The sequence below is a fragment of the Gordonia sp. ABSL11-1 genome, from assembly GCF_030315685.1.
GTDB lineage: Bacteria > Actinomycetota > Actinomycetes > Mycobacteriales > Mycobacteriaceae > Gordonia.
Genome location: NZ_JASXSI010000011.1, coordinates 48602 through 67201 on the forward strand (window position 1 = coordinate 48602; position 18600 = coordinate 67201).

Sequence of the window (18600 nt, forward strand, 5' to 3'; positions counted from 1 at the left end):
CTCGGACGGGGATCATCCGCCGAACGCACCGCCGTCGTGATCGGTGGCGTGCGAGGTGTCGGTGTGCACGCTGGTGTCGGTGTGTCCGTCGACGCCGAGTCCGCCACCGAGCCCACCGCCGAGACCGCCGGTCAGTCCGCTCGTGAGGCCTCCGTCGCCGGAGAGGTCGGACGTGAGACCGGTCGTCGCGTGAGTCGCGGTATCGAGGGTTCCGTCGACCGCGCCACCCGCCACTCCGGTGACGCCACCCGCAGCGCTGCCGACGCCGTCCACCGCAGCGCCGCCGGCCCCGGCAACACCGGTGGCGGCACCTGCGACGGCATCCACACCAGCGGCCGCACCGGTGTCGACGCCGGCCGATCCGCCGGCGGACGTCGAGGCGTCGCCGGAGGCGCCGGCGCCCCCGGTCAGCGAGGTCCCCGCGTCGCCGAGTGTGCCACCCAGATCGGCGCCGCCGAACCCGTGACCGTCACCCGAGAGCCCGAGTCCTCCGGTGAGTCCGGAATCGCCGGTCAGGCCGAGGTCGCTGGTCAAGCCGGAGTCGCCCGAGAGCCCTAGCCCGCTCGTCAACCCGGAGTCGCCGGAGAGTCCGAGGTCGCTGGTCAACCCGGAGTCGCCCGAGAGCCCCAGCCCGCTCGTCAACCCGGAGTCGCCCGAGAGCCCCAGCCCGCTCGTCAACCCGGAATCACCGGTGAGGCCCAGCCCGCTGGACAGTCCGAGACCCTGGGTCAGTCCGAGGCCTCCGGTCACATCGTCGCCGCCGATCCCGACGGTCGCCGAGGACACCGCGTCGATCTCGCCGGTCACCAGGGTGCCGATGCCGCCGACCGACGCGAGACTGGAGTCCAAGGTCGCGGTGATGCCGTTCGCGGTGGAGGTGTCCAGATCGAGTGCGGTGCCGAGTGCGCTCGTCAATGCCGAGTCGATGCCGGCGCCACCAGCCAACTGGCCGGTCAGGTCGCCACCGAGACCACCGCCGACGGCGGCGCCGAGAACCGCGCCGAGCGACCCGCCGAGCTGAGCGCCGACGTCGCCACCTGCGCCGAGTGCGCCGGCCAGGGTGGTGCTGAGATCTGTTGTCGCACCGCCGATCACATCGGTATCGAGCGTCCCCCCGAGCGCGGCGTCGAGCGCGCGGCCGAGGTTGGTGACGAGTGCGCCGTCGACGCCCAGAGCGGTCCCGAGGTCGGCCGCCAGGAGCTGGCCGACGCTGATGCCGGAGGCCGCGCCGAGCAGGCCGTCGACTCCGGCTGCGCCACTGAGCATCCCGCCGAGGGAACCGCCCAGTGCGGCGGCCAGATCACCGCCGGCACCACCGACGGCACCGAGGTTGGCGGCCAGATCGCCGGCGAGCCCGCCATCGAGGAGTCCGCTGAGGTCGGCCCCGAGGAGTCCTCCCGCACCCAGTGCGCCCGACAGCGCCGCGCCCAGGTCGGCGCCGGCACCGGCGCCCAGCGCACCGGAGAGCACCGACGACAGTGCGGTGTCGAGACCCGCGCCCGCATTGAGGAGCCCGTCGACGGTGGCTCCCGCGGACAGCCCGCCCAGGTCGAGACCGAGATCGGCGTCGAGGGCAGTGCCCAGTGCTCCGCCGAGGGCCGCACCGAGATTCGTCGCGATCTCACCGCCGGCACCGAGCGAACTCTCCAGCGCCGCGCCGACGGCGGTCTGGACATCCCCGCCGGCCGCCAGGACCGCGTCGAGCCCGCTGCCCAGCGCCGCGTCGAGCGCCGCCGAGAGTCCGGCATGCGCACCTCCGCCGACGCCGAGCGCGGCGGCGATCGCGCCGCTCATGACCGTGCTCAGTGCCGCGCCGCCGGTGAGTGCGAGCCCACCGGCCGCGGCAGCACCGCCGGTCAGCACGGCGGTGAGCGCCGTGCCGAGGTTCGCGGCGACCGCGCCGCCCGCGCCGAGGCCGGAGCCGAGTGCGCCGGTCAGGCTCGCTCCGAGCTCGCCGGACAAAGCGCTGATCGCCTGTGCGTCGAGGAGACCGGCCAGTGCGGTCTGCACGCCGCCGGCCGCCTCGAGGGTGCCGTCGAAGGCTGCGGCCAGATCGGTGGCCAGTCCGGCGTCGAGTCCGAGTGCGCCCGAGAGCACCGCCGACACCGATCCACCGGCCCCCAGGCCCGCGGAGAGTGCGGTGGCGAGGTCGGCACCGAGTCCCGCGCTGCCGCCGACGGCCGCACCCAGCAGCCCGCCGAGGGTGGCGCCGAACGCACCGGCGGTCTCGCCGCCGAGCGCCAGGCCCGACGCCAGCGTCGTCGAGAGCGCCCCTTCGGCGCCCGCGGCCAGACCCCCGCCGGCGATCAGCACGGCGTCGAGCGCGGCTCCGAACTGTCCGACGAGGCTGCCCTCGGCGCCGATCGCGGTCGCCAGGGCCTGCGCGATGGTGGCGCTTGCACCGGCACCGAGGTCGACCCCCCCGGCGACCACGGTGTCGAGTGCAGCGCCGATGGCTCCACCGAACTGGGCGGCCACCGAGCCGCCCGCGGCGATGCCGGCGGCCAGCGTCGCGCCGAGCCCGACGGCGAGCTGACCGGCGAGATCGAGGTCGCCGAACGCGATGCCACCGAGGTCGATGTCGGCGAGGCCGATACCGGACAGGTCGACGTCGCCGAGGCCGATGCCGCCGAGGACACCACCGAAGTCGATGTCACCGAGGTCGATACCGCCCAGACCCACACCGCCCAGACCCACACCACCCAGTCCCAGTCCGCCCAGTCCCAGTCCGCCCAGTCCGATACCACCGAGGTTGATGTCGCCCATGCCGATCCCGCCCAGTCCGATGTCGCCGGTGCCGACCCCGCCACCGGTCACCCCACCGCCGATGACGCCACCACCGGCGCCGCCACCGATGACACCACCACCGATCGCGCCGCCACCTGCGCCGATGCCGCCGGCGAGGCCTCCGCCCGCACCCGCGATGGCGCCCAGTCCGGCGCCCGCTCCTGCTGACACCAGCCCGGCGTCGGCGATCAGCGGCGCAGCAGCCGAGATGTCGGCGGGGCTGACCCCGTGCAGGCCGGCGGCGGCGAGAGTCGCCTCCGGATTGCGGCAGTAGGCGTTGATCGTTTGCTCGTCGCGCAACAGGCCGAGAATGAAGTCGAGAATGGCGTTGGTGCTCATGCGAGTCGTCTCCTCGTCGGGCGAGATCGGGTCGATCCCGTGATGGTGTCGACGCTAGGCATCGGCACACCCGCCGACATCGGGGAAAAGCCCTAGTTCCCCGATACCCCCTACGCCCGGCGCCGATCCCCCCGGGCGACGCGCGGGCATCGGGGACGGGTCGGGGATCGGCCCCCTACTTCGTCTCGACCGCTAACGGCCAGGTCCCCGCGCACGACACACTCAACAAGCGCGCCGCACGGATGCCGGTCGGTGCAGACAGGAGTGAGGCCATGACGCTCGGGATCGGCGTGACCATCGGGGCCGACAACTGTGTCGCGACCGCGGCCTCCGCGGACGCCTGGGAGACCACCGTCCGACGGTCGACGGTCGACCTCGTCGGCCGTGACGACTTCCTCGACCGCGTCGGCGACCCGGTCGGCATCGTCGACGACAACGGCGACCCCGTCCCGGCCGCCGACGTCTACGCGGAGGCGGTGGACGCCATGGTCGCCGCGGTCCGCGCCGAGCTCGGCGACCTCACGGATGCCCGGGTGACCGTGCTGCACCCGGACACCTGGACGCCGGCCGCGGTCGACGAGGCCCGCGACGCCCTGCACGGCTGCGACGGTCTCACCGGGCTGTCGATCGGCTGGGCGGCGACATCATCGGCGGCCGTCGCGGCCGCGGAGCACTCCCACGGCGCGTTCGGAGACGGTGCGACCCTCGTCGCCTACGACCTCGGCGCGTCCACACTCACCGCCGCTGTCGTCCGGGCAGGGGAGGTCCCGGAGATCATCGGACGGCCCCTCGCATCGTCGGCGATCAGCGGCCGCGAGTTCGACCGGCTGATCCTCGCCGAGATCCTCGACGTCACCGGACTGTCCGGCGAGCTGGCCACCATCGCCCACGACGACCCGTCGGTCATCGACGACCTCGCCGACCTGCGGGAACGGTGCCGCACCGCCAAGGAATCCCTGTCCGTCGACACCGATGCGGTGGTCGACGTCGCCGTCGGAGAGCATCAGACCCAGGCGCGGCTCGTCCGCGAGGACGCCGAGAATCTCCTGCGTGCCCCGATCCTGGAATCGGTGTCGCTCATCCGGGAGGCGTTGATCGCCGCCGACGTCACACCCGAACAGGTCACCGCGATCGTCGCGACGGGCGGTGGTGCGTCGATCCCGCTCGTCACCGAGCTGCTGTCGACCACCCTGCGACTGCCGGTGCTACTCGACCCGGAGCCGCTCTCCGGGGCGGCCGCGGGTGCCGCGTTGCTCGCCACCCGCGGTGTCGCGGAACCGGCCACCGATCTCCTCCCGGTCGTCAGCGGCGCAGCAGCGTCGACGGCGATGCTGCCGGCCCAGCCGCCGGTACGGGAGGTCATCCCGGCGCCCACCCTCACCGCCGACGAACCCGAACCGCGGCTCGGCCGTGGCCGCCGAGGCATGCTCATCGGCGTCGGAACCCTTGTCCTGGCGGCGATCACCGCCACCGGGCTGTCCGTCGGGACCGGACTGATCGGTCCGAGCGCCGACCCCGTCACCCCGGCACCCGCCGGCGCCGCGACGTCGGAGAAGCCGCTCACGACCGCCGGCAGTTCGGCCCGCACCCCCACCGGTACGACCGCAGGTGCGGCCCCCGTCCAGACGCGCCGTCCCGCCGGCACACCGCAGGACGCGCCGGCAGCGAATCAGACTCCCGCGAACCAGAATCCGGCCGCACCCAACACCCGTGCGCAGGGGCCGACGACTCCCCCTGCTCAGAGCCCCGGCACGCAGAGTCCCGGGTCCCAGAGTCCCGCACCGCAGAATCCGGCGCCACAGGACCCGGGCTCCTCCAACCCGCCTGCGCCGTCGACGAACACTCCGCCACCGGAGTTCCCCGAGTCGTCGGGCGGCAACGGCGGCGGAGGCAATGGCGGCGGCAACGGCGGCGGAGGTACTGGTGGCAGCGGTAATGGCGGCGGCGTCACGCAACTCCCGGGCCGCGTGCTCGAAGGTACCGGCGACACGGTCTGCGGAGTCGCGGGCGTTCTCTGCCGGTGACCGGCAGCCCGGTGCCCGACACCCCAATGACCGGCAGCCCGGTGCCCGGCAGCCCGGTGCCCGGCAGCCCGGTGCCCGGCAGCCCAGTGACCGGCAGCCCAGTGACCGGCAGCCCAGCGCCCGACAGGGCAGCGCTCGACAGGATCGTCCGGGACCTCGGCGTCCCCGGATCCGCTCTCGACTGCGCCCTCATCGTCGGACCGCCCGGAACCGGACGATCGACCATCCTGCGCGCGGTCGCAGAACAACTGCGTGACAACGGTGTTCGCGTGATCGTCGGGGTCCCCGCCGACGTCCCGGCGCCCTCGGTGCAGCAGCCGCGACGACCGATCGTCGTCGCCGACGACCTGCACACCTGGCCTGCCGAGTTGCTCGACATCCTTGCCCGGCGTCTCGACGACGGATCGGTGGGTGTCGTCGGCGTGACCGAGAATCGTGACCGTGACCCCGCGATCGCCGATCTCATCTCCCGAGCCCGCCGCAGCGGCACCGAGGTGCTCCGGCGTCCGATGTCGACCGGCGCGGTGATCGACCGGGCCGCTGCGCAGGGACTCTCGCTCGACGCGACGACCGCCTCGCACATCCGCCGCCGATGTGCGGGCGCCTCTGCCGTGATCGACGTCGTCCTCGGCATCGTCGCCTCGGGTGAGGACGAGGGCAGGAGCGATGACCTCGGTGTCGGTGTCGATGCGGGTCTCGGTGCGGGTGCGGGGGAGCGCACCGGAACCGTTCTGCCGGTGCGTGATCCGATCGCGATCGCCGACCGGGTCGCCCGCGATCATCGGCACCGCGTCTTCCGGAACCTCGACGACGACACTCTCGCGGTGCTGGCGCTGGCGTCGTCACGCGCAGCGCTCGACCCGGTGTCGGTGTCGGCCACACTCGAGATCACCGCCGACGACGCGGCCTCCGCCCTCGATCGTGCCCGCGGCAGCGGATTCCTCGGTGGCTCCGACGTCTTCCCCGCCGGCGCCATCGAGACCCTGTGCGAGGTCGTCGGCCCGGAGCGGCTCGCCGGCCTGAGCCGCCGGGCCGTGCGTGTTCGCCTGCGCTTCGGGGCACCGAGCGTCGACGACGCCCTGCGTGCCGTCGGTGCCGGGATCGTCGATCCGATCGTCGTCGAGACCCTCTGTGCTGCAGCACGAGACAGTGAACCGTCGCGCGCAGCGGCACTCCTCGAGGCGGCCGAGGCCGCGGGTGGCGACCCCGCCGTCCTGCGTCCGGCGCGCGCCCGGCTCGCTCTCGGCGGCGGGGATCTCCCCGGTGCGGCCCGCCTCGTCGACGACCTCATCGCCGGCGTCACCGAGCCCACCGAACATGTCGCCGATGCGATCGCCGTCGCGGCCGCCGTGGCGAGCGCCTCCGGACGCCACACGCAGGCCGCCGATCTGTTCCGATGGCTCGGCCCCGAGCTCGTCGCCGGCCATCGGGTCGCCGCGGTCGACGCTCTCCTCACCGTCGGCGATCGCTCCGGCGCAACAACTGTCGGGCAGCCGGGCCGACGACCGCCCACGGTGACGCGCTTCGCCGAGGACGCCGCGATCACAGCCGTGGTGACGGACGACGGCGGGAATGCAGCAGTCGAGGAGCTGGTTCGCGCGTGGTCGTCGGTGGGCGATCCCGCACGGCTGAGGGAGCTGGGCTGGACCTCGTTCGCGCTCGCCGTGCACAGTGGTGACCAGGTCGCTGCGGGTTCTCTCGCCGATCTGATCTGGGGCGACACCGACGATCCCCACCGCGCCCTCGCTGACGCGTGGACTGCGCTGTGCGCGGGCGACGTCGACGCCGCGGCCGCGGAGATCTCCACCGGGCCCCCGACGGCCCTGCCGACGGTCCGCCTGCGTCAGTTGGCGATCGCACTCGGTGTCGCTGGACGCACCGGCGACACCGCCGGGCTGGCGGCGATCTGGCGGGAGGCCGTCCCGCTCATCGTGTCCGTCGAGATCGGCCTGGCCGACGTGACCGTCCTCGGCGAACTGTGGCTGGCCGCCGCCCGGATCGGCGACACCGCACGGATCACCCGACACGTCGCCGCCGTCGACAGTCTCCTCGACCGGCTCGACGACCGTACGGTGTGGCGGCCGCTGTGGACCTGGTACGCACTACGCGCCGGGCTGTTGGCCGGTGATCTGGCCGGTGCCGACAACCGGGCGGGTGACCTGGGCGCGCTGGCGGCGCGTCCGGGCGCCACCCGATTCGTTGCGGTGCTGAGCGAGGCCGCCGCGGTCTCGGTCGCGGTGGCCGCCGGTGCCACTTACGCCGCCGCGACCCCACTGTCCGCGCAGCGCATCACCGCGGCCGTCGCAGGCCTCGATGCCGTCGGCCTGCGCGGAGATGCCGGACGACTCGCTGCCGACGCAGCGATACGCACCGACGACACGGCCGTCGCGACGACTCTCCTGCGAACCGCCCGATCGGTGGGGTCGGACCGAGCGGTGACCGCAGGCCGGCGGGTGGGCGCGCCGGCGGACGACGTCGACGGCCCGTTGACCGACCGTGAGGCGGAGGTCGCGCGCGAACTGCTGGCCGGATTCACCTATCGAGAGATCGGCGAGCGACTGTACATCTCCGCGAAGACCGTCGAGCACCACGTCGCACGCATCCGCCGCCGGCTCGATGCCGGCTCGCGGTCCGAACTCCTCGCCGCAATCCGCGCCGCCGGGTATCAATGAACTTACCGCGCGGTAAGATGATCCGAACGCCCACGACCGTGGTGCGACGATCGGCGAAGGAGTGACGATGGCCGGCGGTACGAAACGGCTGCCCCGCGCGGTGCGGGAACAGCAGATGCTCGACGCCGCGGTCCAGGTCTTCTCCGAAAACGGCTTCCGTGAGGCGTCGATGGATGCGATCGCGGCCGAGGCCGAGATCAGCAAACCGATGCTCTACCTCTACTACGGCTCCAAGGACGAACTGTTCAGCGCGTGCATCGAGCGGGAATCCGGCCGGTTCATCGATGCGATGAGCGTCGGGTTCGACCCGTCTCTGCGCCAGCGCGAGCAGGCACGCACCGTCGTCAAGGAGTTCCTGCGGTTCGTCGACGAGCACCGCCAGTCGTGGAAGGTGCTCTATCGCGTCGCCGTCGGAACCCAGACGTTCGCCCACTTCGTGACCGAAAGCCGTAAGCGCGTCACCGAGATGGTCACCGAACTCATCCGCGCGGGCACCACCGTCGAGGGCGCTCGCGACATCGACTTCGAACTCACCGCCGTCGCACTCGTCGGCGCGGGCGAGGCCGTCGCCGACCGCATCACCGAGGGCGACGTCGATCTGGAGACCGCGACCGATCTGCTCGTCGGCATCACCTGGCGCGGCCTGAAGGGTGTCGGCACCGCGGACATGCCGGTCGAGTGATCGCGGCGGGGAGCGGGTCGACGTCGGTGACGACACGTACCCCATCTGTCAGCAGCCACCTTCGCGGGTCCGAAGGTTGGCTCCCGACAGATGCGGTGGCTGTCGGCCGACTGCCTTCGCGGCCTCGCGTGACGTTCCGCGGAACGCGACGCAGTTCTTCGCAGATTCATCTGAACGTCTGCCGGATTTGACAGATTTGCACCTCTGCCATAGTCAGGAGATCGAGCAATCGGGGGAACCATGTCGGAATTGGTGGTCGATCCGTCTGCAGTTGGTGCAGCGGCGACGGAGATATCTCATTGTGCGTCGCGGCTGATGGCGCAGGAACTCACCTCGTACGCGGGCCTGGAAGGGACCACGGCGACTTTCAGTCAGCTGGCGGGACAGTTCACCGGTGCGACGAACGATATGTCGGTCGTCGCTGCGACCGCGGATCAGCAGATCTCTGCGTGCCTGGCCAACGCGTCGGGAACGGTCTCGGCGTTTTCGGAGTTGGTCGTCGGCGTGAAGAACCTCGCCGGTGACGCAGAACTGCATGTTCGTCGTTCTCAGCTTGCCTATGTGACAAGTGCAGGCGACTAGATGTTGTCGATCCTGACGGCAACAGCTGCAGTCAGTGATTGGGACAGCGCAGACCTCGAGATCAAAGACATGGAGGAGAGTTGGATCAAGGTGACAACTCAATCGACTGGCGCAGTGTGAGGACCTACTTCACCGGGAAGGTGTCCATGCTCGTGACCTATCCGATCATCGGATTCGCTGCCGGAATCCTCATCGGCTATCTCGCGGGCTGAACTGATGTGCCGGAGCCGAGTGACCCCAGGCCCAGGCGACGTCGAGCACGATAGGCGAAACGCTAGGCATCGGTCGACGTCAGCGCGCACATCGTGGAGCGCACAGAGGTCACCGCCGACGCGAGGCGTGTCAGTCCACCTGAGCGACAGCACTGTGCAGTTCTTGCTGGCCCCCGTGATCTTGGCCCCAACACTCATCGCCTTCGCAGCCGGGTTGGCCACCGCAGATGCTCTGTTTCGATAGGTCGTCGACCATGTCGCCGAACTCCTACACCGGTTATCCATTCCTGCGTTCGTTGAATACTAGTGGCGTAGGCAGTGAAATCAGGCGCGAGAACCAGCCCGGTAACCTCGACCCGTGCACGTGATCGCCGACTGGCTCGTCGAGGTCGTGAAGTCGGTGCCGTCGTGGGCGGTGTATCTCGTTGCGTGCGCCGTCGGCTACGCCGAAACGTCCACTCTGATCCTGGGGCTCATCCTGCCGAGTGAAGCGGTGCTGTTGGCCGCAGGTGTCGCCGCGGCCGTCGGTCCGACGTCGATCGGTGTCCTTGTCGTCGCGGTGTGCCTGTCCGCGACCGCGGGCGACGTCACCGGGTACTGGATCGGGCGCCGTTCCGGTCATCGTGTGAAGGCGTCGCGGGCGGGCCGACGTTTCGGCGACGAACGCTGGCGACACGCGGAGGAGCGGATCGATCACGACGGGATGGTGGCCGTGGTGACCGGTCGCTGGATCGGCTACGTGCGCACGCTCGTTCCGCCGGTGGCGGGAATGGTGCAGATGCAGACGCTCACGTTCGTCATCGCGGACCTGATCGGCGCCACCACCTGGGCGACCACCGTGCTTCTCGTCGGATACTTCGCCGGCGCGGCGCTGGGCGCGACATTGCTGCTCTACGCGGGCGTCGCGATCGTGCTGGTGGCGGGCGGCTGGTATCTGTTCCGGCGATGGCAGGAGCGACGGACGACCTGACCGGGCAGGTGCCAGGCGTCCCGTCCACCCGCCCGACAATCGGCCCGCGCTGATTCTCGGCGACCGCGTCGTCGTGCTCGGCCGTGCCGGACAGCCCCTGCGGGCCGTCGTCGACGTGCCGCATCCCCGCGACCGCGCCCGCCGCGACGACCCGACGACCGTCGTCGTACGCCGCACGATCACCGACGCCCTGGAGGACCGATGACCACACCCGCCACGATGGATGTCCCCGACATCGCCGACCGCACGCGCCTGGAGTGCGACGTCCTGGTGATCGGCGGCGGCACCGCCGGTGCCATGGCGGCCCTGACCGCCGGCGAGAACGGCGCATCGGTGCTCCTGCTCGACAAGGCCCACGTGCGTCACTCTGGCGCCCTCGCGATGGGCATGGACGGCGTCAACAACGTGGTCATCCCGGCAAGGCATCGCCCGAGGACCATGTCGCCGAGATCACCCGTGCCAACGACGGAATCGTGAATCAGGAGACCGTATACCGGACGGCGACACGTGGATTCGCGATGATCGGCCGTCTCGAGCGGTATGGCGTGAAGTTCGAGAAAGGACGAATACGGCGAGTACGCCGTCCGCCGAGTCCACCGCTCGGGCTCCTACGTGCTGCCCATGCCCGAGGGCAAGGACGTCACGAAGGCGCTCTACCGGGTATTGCGCAAACGTGAGATGCGCGAACGTATCACGATAGGGAACCGGTTGATGCCGGTGCGTGTGCTCACCTCCGGTGGTCGCGCCGTCGGCGCGGCCGCGCTGCGCACCCGGACCGGGGGGTTCGTCGAGATCGCGGCGAAGACGGCCATCCTCGCGACGGGTCCCTGCGGTCGGCTCGGGCTGCCGGCATCCGGCTATCTCTACGGCAGCTATGAGAACCCGACGAATGCCGGCGACAAGTACTCGATGGCCTACCACGCGGGAGCCGAACTCAGCGGTATCGAATGCTTCCAGATCAACCCGCTCATCAAGGATTACAACGGCCCCGCCTGCGCCGACGTAGCCAACCCGTTCGGCGGCTATCAGGTCAACGCCGCGGGCGAACGGTTCGTCGAATCCGACTACTGGTCCGGCGACATGATGGCGGAGGTCACACGGGAGATCGAATCGGCCCGCGGACCCATCCATCTCAAGGTGAGTCACCTACCCGACGAGACACTCGGCGCGCTCGAGTCGATCCTGCACACCACCGAACGACCGACCCGCGACCGGGCCCGGCCGGGGCGAGGAGAGTCCCCATCGGACCGACCCTGCGCCGACAGAACCCGCGACAGCGTCGCCGCGTATCGTCGAACTACTCGGACTCACCGCACACCATGCCCGCGACGTCGAGCCATATCTGCACGACGACGACGCAACCGTGCGGCGGGCCGCGATCGACGTGTTGACCGAGAACACGCCGGAGGGATTCGCCGCCGCACTCGCCGCCGCACTCGGGGACGCGGATCCCTCGGTGCGCACCGCTGCTGCACAGTCTTCGGGAGCTCGTCGAGCTCCTCGAGCCGTCCGAATCGTTCGTCGAGGCCCTGACGGTTCACACCCGTTCGGTCGACGCCGACGTGCGCGCCGCCGTCCGCCGAAGCGCCTGAGTTCTTCCCCCACAAACACGTTCGTCCCCCGGCTGCAACCGGGGGACGAACGTGATGCTGGAGGAGGAACTCAGGCAGCCGCGCTCAGGCGCTGCGTGTGGTGGCCGTCAGGTGCGGATAGCCCTTGCGACGGTTCAGGATCGAAATGTCGAAACCTCCGGACACAGTCGGCCCGCTCGCTGCGCTCCCGGCGCCGGACGCAGTCGGCCCGCTCGCTGCGCTCCCGGCGCCGGTGCCGTCGATGCGCCGCGTGTACAGGTTCACCTTGGCCGGCAACAGGATCGGCTTGCCGAACCGCACCGAGTAGGTGACGTCGTCGGGGAGCTGGGCCTCGACGTTGGCGACCGCGGCTGCCGCACTCCACATCCCGTGTGCGATGGCTTTCGGGAAGCCGAACGCCTTCGCGGTCAGGTTCCCCATGTGGATCGGATTACGGTCGCCGGAGGCCTCCGCGTACTGCCGGATGCGACCCAGATCCACCGACAACACCGAATCCGGTGGCGGGGGAGTGGTCTGCTTCGGCTCGGGCCCGCGCGGCTCGTCGGACAGACTCGTCCGCTGCTGCTTGAGGAACGTGGCCACCTGGGCGGTCACCAGCTCGGACCCGACGCTGATCCGCGAGACCATGTCGATGAGCAGTCCCTTGCGGTGCTCGCGCAGGTTCTCCGCGTGCGTCTCGATCGACAACGGCTCGTCGATGCCGATGGGTCGGAGCCGGTGGATGCTGTTCTCCACATGGACCGAACCGACGGCACCGAACGGGAAGTCGTTGTCGGTCATGACCTTCATGGCGAGCGGGAACTGCAGCACGAACGGATAGGTGAGCGGCAGCGTCGCGCCGAACCGCTGGCCGGTGACGCGCGTGTAGGCGTGCAGTTGGCTCGCATCCACCCGGATGTCCTCGAGCCGGTAGGTGCGGTCGGGGATCGTGGCATCGGCCCGCACCGTCGCCGGCTTCCCGATGACCGGCAGCATCGCGCCGACGGCCTTCGAGTACACCTCGGCGGTGCCGGGGGCGCCCTGCAGCGTGATCGTCTTACCCATCACGCACCCAGGAATCCCTGGCCGCACACGCGGACCACGTTGCCGGTGATGGCGCTCGATGCCGGGCTGGCAAAGTACGCAACGGTCTCTGCGACGTCGACGGTCTGCCCGCCCTGCTGCAGCGAGCTCATGAGCCGGCCCGCCTCACGCGTCGCGAGCGGGATCGCGGCCGTCATCTTGGTCTCGATGAACCCCGGTGCCACCGCGTTGATCGTGATGCCCTTCTCGCCGAGGATCGGTGCGTAGGTGTCCACGAGTCCGATCACCCCGGCCTTGGATGCGCCGTAGTTGGTCTGGCCGCGGTTACCGGCGATGCCGGCGATCGACGACACGTCGATGACCGCGCCGCCCTCCTTCAGCGCGCCCTTGGCCAGCAGGTCGTCCACCAGACGCTGCGGTGCGATGAGGTTGACGCCGATGACCGCGTCCCAGCGTGCGTCGTCCATGTTCGCGAGCAGCTTGTCGCGGGTGATGCCGGCGTTGTTGACGATGATGTCGATGCCACCGTGGCGCTCGAGCGCATGGTCGGCGAGCTTGGTGCCGGCGTCGTCGGCGGTGACGTCGAGCGGGAACGCGGTGCCCTTGATCCGGTTCGCGGTCTCCGACAGGGCCTCTCCGGCCTGCGGGACGTCGGCGGCGATCACATGGGCACCGTCGCGGGCGAGGACCTCGGCGATCGTCGCACCGATACCGCGCGCGGCACCGGTGACCACGGCGACCTTGCCTGCCAGGGGCTTGTCCCAGTCGGCGGGCGCCGCGGCGTCGGCGTCACCGACGCGGATGACCTGTGCGTCGACGAACGCCGACTTCGCCGACAACACGAAACGGATCGTCGACTCGAGGCCGGTCAGGCCGGTCTTCGCGTCGGGGGAGACGTAGACGAGCTGTACGGTCGCGCCCTTCTGTAGCTCCTTGCCGACCGAGCGGGTGAAGCCCTCGAGCGCGCGCTGTGCGATGTGCTCGTTCGGCTCCGTGACCAGTTCGGGCGTGGTGCCGATGACGAGCAGGCGGGCACACGGTGCCAGCGACCGCATGTTCGGGCCGAAGAACTCGAACAGCTGCCGCAGCTCGGCGGACGAGGTGATACCGGTGGCGTCGAAGACGAGTGCGCCGTACTTGTCGGCGCCGCGGCCGGTCGTCGCATTCTGGATCACGTCGTAATCCGGGGTCGACAGGATCTCGCGCAGCGGTTCGACGACGCGGCCGCTACCGCCGAGCAGCACGGGTCCGGGCAATGCGGGTTCGGACGCCTTGTAGCGACGAAGCGTCGGCGGGACCGGGAGGCCGGCCTGCTTCGCGATGAACGAACCGGGCGCGGAATGGACGAAGTTCGAATACAGGCCAGTGGCTGCCACGGGAGATCTCCTCTGTCTTCAACGGTGTCTTCGACGGCAGGTCGAGGTGGGGAAGCAGGTGTGCGACGACGCTCACGCCGAGCGACGTTCGACAACTAACTTACTCATGAGTAAGAATAGCGTACAGACATCGAACTACACCCCCCTGGGAGATCGAAGTGGCTCAGCAACCCAAGACCCGCACCCTGCGTCCGGTCGCGATCCTCGGCGGCAACCGAATCCCGTTCGCCCGCCAGGACAAGTCGTACGCCGAGGTCAGCAACCAAGAGATGTTCACCGCCGCCCTCGACGGCCTGGTGAGTCGCTTCAACCTGCAGGGCGAGCGCCTCGGCATGGTCGCCGGCGGCGCGGTGCTCAAGCATTCGCGTGATTTCAATCTCATGCGCGAATGCGTCCTCGGATCGGCCTTGTCGCCGTACACGCCCGCCTTCGACATCCAGCAGGCGTGCGGCACCGGCCTGCAGGCCATCGTCGCGGTCGCCGACGGTGTCGCGTCCGGCCGCTACGACGTCGCCGTCGGCGGTGGCGTCGACACGACCTCCGACGCCCCGATCGGTGTCTCGGAGTCGATGCGCCGGCAGATGCTGCAGGTCAACCGGGCCCGCAGCACCAAGGATCAGGTGCTGGCGGCAGCGAAGCTGCTGCCGAAACTCGGCATCGAGATCCCGCGCAACGGCGAGCCGCGCACCGGCATGTCGATGGGTGAGCACGCCGCGATCACCGCCAAGGAGTTCGGCGTCAAGCGCGCCGACCAGGACGTCCTCGCCGCGGCGAGCCATCAGAACATGGCCGCCGCCTACGACGCCGGGTTCTTCGACGATCTGATCACGCCGTTCCTCGGGCTGACCCGCGACGAGAACCTGCGTGCCGATTCGTCGGTCGAGAAGCTGGCCAAGCTCAAGCCGGTCTTCGGTGTCTCGCTCGGCGACGCCACGATGACCGCCGGCAACTCCACCCCGCTCACCGACGGCGCGTCGACGGTCCTGCTGGCCAGCGACGAGTGGGCAGACGAGAAGGGCCTGCCCGTGCAGGCCTACCTCATCGACAGCGAGACCGCCGCGGTCGACTACGTCAACGGACCCGACGGGCTTCTCATGGCGCCGACCTATGCCGTGCCGCGTCTGCTCGAGCGCAACGGACTCACGCTGCAGGACTTCGACTTCTACGAGATCCACGAGGCGTTCGCCTCGGTCGTGCTGGCGACCCTGACCGCATGGGAGTCCGAGGAGTACTGCAAGGAGCGCCTGGGCCTCGACAACGCGCTCGGTGCCATCGACCGGACCAAGCTCAACGTGCACGGTTCGTCGCTGGCTGCGGGACATCCGTTCGCGGCCACCGGTGGCCGGATCGTCGCGCAGGCGGCGAAGACCATCAAGGCCAACGGCGGTGGACGCGCCCTCGTGTCGATCTGCGCGGCCGGTGGTCAGGGTGTGACGGCGATCATCGAAGGCTGAATCGTTTTTCAACATCTCGAAGCGGTAAATGACGGGCCCTGACCTGCGGTGAGTGTGCGAGATCATTCGCCCAGGTCGGGCCTGTTGCGCAACAATCAGGTCACACCTCACGGAAATTTCCTCGCGGAAAGATGTAACGCGACGAGAAATAGCGTAGATATACGAGTAGCTCCGGCTGAGCTGCCAGACCCCCGACCCGGCAGCTCGGCCGGGGCGCCTTCTTTTCCAGCGCCCCTTATGGTTGTGACGTGAGCAGATACCCGGCCGTGCGTGCGGTGCTGCGTATCGTCGTCGGAGTCCTCGCGCTCGCCGGCATCGCGCTGGCCACCGACCTCATCCTCACCAAGGGATCCACCGCGCGTGGTGTCGTCGTCGCCGGCATCCCGGCCGGACACCTCGACGACGCGCAGGCGCAGACCGTTCTCGATGACCTCGCCGATCGCGCCACCCGCCGGGTCGCGTTGAGCACATCGACCGGCACCGTGACCGTGCCCCCGGATGCGCTCGGGCTGACCTTCGACCGCGACGCCACCCTCGAACGGATGATGGAACAGCCCCGCAACCCGGTCACGCGGGCGCTCGGCCTGGTGGGGGTCGAGCGGACTGTGCAACCGGTCGTGCGGGTCGACCGCGCGGCCGTGGACGCCACGCTCGACGCGAACCGTCCCACCCTCGAGAAGGCCGCCGTCGAAGGTGGGGTGCACTACGACGGTGCCACCCCGGTCGCCGACCTCCCGGCGGCGGGCCAACGGGTGGCCCGCGACGCCGCGATGGCGACGCTGGCGGATCGCTGGCTCTACGCCACGCCCGTGTCCCTTCCGCTGGAGGACTTCTCACCGACGGTCTCCGCCGATGTGGTGCGCCAGACCGTGGCCGGCGCCGCCATCCGCGCTGTCGCCGGGCAGCTGACGTTCCGCGGAACGCGACCCACGACGGTCCGCGTCGAGCCGGCGCAACTCGGCTCGATCCTGACGTTCGGACCCGACGGCAACGGCGGTCTGCGGCCCGTGATCGACCGCAAACGTGGCGTCGAGCTGCTCGGTCCGAGGCTGGCCCGGACCGAACGTGCACCCGTCGAGGCGAGGATCAGTGTGTCGTCGGGCCGGCCGACGGTAGTGCCCTCGCGCGACGGCTCCCGGGTCGACTGGGAGAAGACGTTCGACTCGGCCACGGCCGTCGCCACCGGCGCCGACGCCTCCGACGCGCGTGTCGTCGAAGTCGCCTACGAGCAGGTCAAGCCACGCCTGGACACCGCGGCCGCGAACAGGCTCGGGATCCGCGAGGTCGTCAGCGAGTTCAGCACCTCCGGATTCAGCAGCGAGTCAGGGGAGAACATCCGTCTCGTCGCGCAGGAAGTCGACGGTGCGCTCGTGAAGCCGGGTGCGACGTTCTCGCTCAACACCCACACCGGGCCGCGGGGCAGCGCCCAGGGATACGTGACGTCGACGATCATCGATCACGGCCATGCCGAGAAGGCCGTCGGCGGTGGCATCTCCCAGTTCGCGACGACGCTCTACAACGCCGCCTACTTCGCCGGACTCGAGGACGTCGACCACACCGAACACAGCTACTACATCTCCCGCTATCCCGAGGCGCGTGAGGCGACCGTCTTCGAAGGCGCCATCGACCTGAAGTTCCGCAACAACTCTCGCACGGGCATCTATATCGAGACCGGGTGGTCGCCGTCGGGTGTGACCGTGCGGCTGTGGGGGACCAAGACGCGCGAGGTGCAGTCGGTCACCGGCGACCGGTCGGCCTACACCGATCCGCCGTCGCTGAAGTTCCCGAAAGGCGACAACTGCATCGCGTCGAGTGGCAGTCGCGGCTTCACCACGTCGAACACGCGGATCATCACCGACGTGCGAACCGGTGCCGAGATCGGACGGCACACCCGGACCGTGAAGTACGACCCGGAACCCAAGGTGTCCTGCGTCTGATCCCGGACTCGCAGATCGGAGTCCGATCCCCTCTGGACCGAGCGATAGAACGCTCGATAGGCTCCGGAACGTGGATATCAACGGAGCTAGTGCAATTGTCACGGGCGGCGCATCCGGCATCGGTGCGGCGTCGGTTCGCCAGCTGGCGGCCAAGGGGGCCAAGGTCGTCGTCGCCGACCTGCAGGCCGACAAGGGGGAGGAGCTGGCCAAGGAGGTCGGCGGGATCTTCGTGCCTGTCGACGTCACCGACACCGCGCAGATCGAGGCGGCCATCAACGCCGCCGGCGAGCTCGGCCCGCTGCGGGCGCTGGTGAACTCGGCCGGCATCGGCTGGGCGCAGCGGACGATCGGCAAGGACGGCGAGTTCGCCTCCGCCCACAACCTCGATGCGTACAAGAAGGTCATCGCGATCAACCTGGTCGGCACCTTCGACTTCATCCGTCTCGCCGCCACCGCGATGAGCCGCAACGAGCCGCTGGAATCCGGCGAGCGCGGTGCGATCGTCAACATGGCCAGCGTGGCGGCGTTCGACGGTCAGATCGGCCAGGCGTCGTATTCGTCGTCGAAGGGCGGTGTCGTCGGCATGACCCTGCCGGTCGCCCGTGACCTCGCCGCCGTCGGCGTGCGTGTCAACACCATCGCCCCCGGCCTGATCGACACCCCGATCTACGGCGAGGGGGAGGCCGCCGAGGCGTTCAAGGCGAAGCTCGGCGAGTCCGTGCTGTTCCCGCACCGTCTCGGCAAGCCGGACGAACTGGCCTCGATGGTCGTCGAGCTGGTCACCAACTCGTACATGAACGCCGAGGTGATCCGCGTCGACGGCGGCATCCGGATGCCTCCGAAGTAGTCCCCGAAACAGTTCTTCCCCCGGCTCTGTTTTCTTCCGCCAGTTGCAACTGGCGGAAGAAAACAGAACCGGGGGAAGAACTTTCAGGGTCGGGGCGCGACGG

At 69.9% G+C, this 18600-nt stretch carries 12 protein-coding genes and 3 pseudogenes; 12 read left to right on the plus strand and 3 right to left on the minus strand.

The annotated features are described in order from the left end of the window. Positions 1–12: 12 nt before the first annotated feature. The gene (locus QSJ19_RS13680) at positions 13–3126 is read right to left on the minus strand and encodes an IniB N-terminal domain-containing protein (RefSeq protein WP_286321136.1); all 3114 of its coding nucleotides are present in this window, start codon (positions 3124–3126) and stop codon (positions 13–15) included. 272 nt (positions 3127–3398) lie between these two features. On the opposite strand from QSJ19_RS13680, the gene QSJ19_RS13685 reads away from it, so the two are divergent. The 9 genes and pseudogenes from QSJ19_RS13685 to QSJ19_RS26790 all read left to right on the plus strand — a co-directional run. Then, a complete protein-coding gene (locus QSJ19_RS13685; protein WP_286321138.1) occupies positions 3399–5150 on the plus strand; it encodes an Hsp70 family protein in 1752 nt (583 codons plus the stop codon). Positions 5151–5161: 11 nt separating this feature from the next. Beyond that, a complete protein-coding gene (locus QSJ19_RS13690; protein WP_286321139.1) occupies positions 5162–7822 on the plus strand; it encodes a helix-turn-helix transcriptional regulator in 2661 nt (886 codons plus the stop codon). Positions 7823–7889: 67 nt separating this feature from the next. Then, the gene (locus tag QSJ19_RS13695) at positions 7890–8504 is read left to right on the plus strand and encodes a TetR/AcrR family transcriptional regulator (RefSeq protein WP_286321141.1); all 615 of its coding nucleotides are present in this window, start codon (positions 7890–7892) and stop codon (positions 8502–8504) included. Between the two features lie 240 nt (positions 8505–8744). Next, positions 8745–9086, plus strand: coding sequence for a hypothetical protein (locus tag QSJ19_RS13700; protein ID WP_286321143.1), 342 nt, complete (start codon positions 8745–8747; stop codon positions 9084–9086). An 80-nt stretch (positions 9087–9166) separates the two neighbouring features. Beyond that, positions 9167–9298, plus strand: coding sequence for a hypothetical protein (locus QSJ19_RS13705; protein ID WP_286321145.1), 132 nt, complete (start codon positions 9167–9169; stop codon positions 9296–9298). A 358-nt stretch (positions 9299–9656) separates the two neighbouring features. Next, positions 9657–10268: a DedA family protein gene (locus QSJ19_RS13710; RefSeq protein ID WP_286321146.1), complete on the plus strand. Its 612-nt coding sequence runs from the start codon at positions 9657–9659 to the stop codon at positions 10266–10268. A gap of 46 nt (positions 10269–10314) precedes the next feature. Next, positions 10315–10473, plus strand: a pseudogene (locus QSJ19_RS13715) (ABC transporter ATP-binding protein); the annotation flags it as partial. A gap of 14 nt (positions 10474–10487) precedes the next feature. Then, a pseudogene (locus QSJ19_RS13720) lies at positions 10488–11501 on the plus strand (FAD-binding protein); the annotation flags it as partial. A gap of 151 nt (positions 11502–11652) precedes the next feature. Continuing rightward, positions 11653–11769 (plus strand): annotated as a pseudogene (locus QSJ19_RS26790) (hypothetical protein); the annotation flags it as partial. Between the two features lie 175 nt (positions 11770–11944). Here QSJ19_RS26790 and QSJ19_RS13725 read toward each other — a convergent pair. Both QSJ19_RS13725 and QSJ19_RS13730 read right to left on the minus strand, forming a co-directional pair. Then, positions 11945–12904, minus strand: a complete 960-nt coding sequence (locus tag QSJ19_RS13725; RefSeq protein ID WP_286321148.1) for a MaoC/PaaZ C-terminal domain-containing protein — start codon at positions 12902–12904, stop codon at positions 11945–11947. Then, on the minus strand, positions 12904–14259 hold the full coding sequence (locus tag QSJ19_RS13730) for a 3-oxoacyl-ACP reductase (protein WP_286321150.1): 1356 nt from the start codon (positions 14257–14259) through the stop codon (positions 12904–12906). The genes QSJ19_RS13725 and QSJ19_RS13730 overlap by 1 nt, the downstream gene beginning before the upstream one ends. Before the next feature lie 158 nt (positions 14260–14417). Here QSJ19_RS13730 and QSJ19_RS13735 point away from each other — a divergent pair, with 158 nt between their 5' ends. The 3 genes from QSJ19_RS13735 to QSJ19_RS13745 all read left to right on the plus strand — a co-directional run bounded on the left by QSJ19_RS13735 (position 14418) and on the right by QSJ19_RS13745 (position 18497). Further along, positions 14418–15713, plus strand: a complete 1296-nt coding sequence (locus tag QSJ19_RS13735) for an acetyl-CoA C-acetyltransferase (protein ID WP_286321152.1) — start codon at positions 14418–14420, stop codon at positions 15711–15713. 248 nt (positions 15714–15961) lie between these two features. Then, the gene (locus tag QSJ19_RS13740; protein WP_286321153.1) at positions 15962–17650 is read left to right on the plus strand and encodes a VanW family protein; all 1689 of its coding nucleotides are present in this window, start codon (positions 15962–15964) and stop codon (positions 17648–17650) included. 70 nt (positions 17651–17720) lie between these two features. After that, on the plus strand, positions 17721–18497 hold the full coding sequence (locus QSJ19_RS13745; protein ID WP_187586215.1) for an SDR family NAD(P)-dependent oxidoreductase: 777 nt from the start codon (positions 17721–17723) through the stop codon (positions 18495–18497). Positions 18498–18600: the final 103 nt, after the last annotated feature.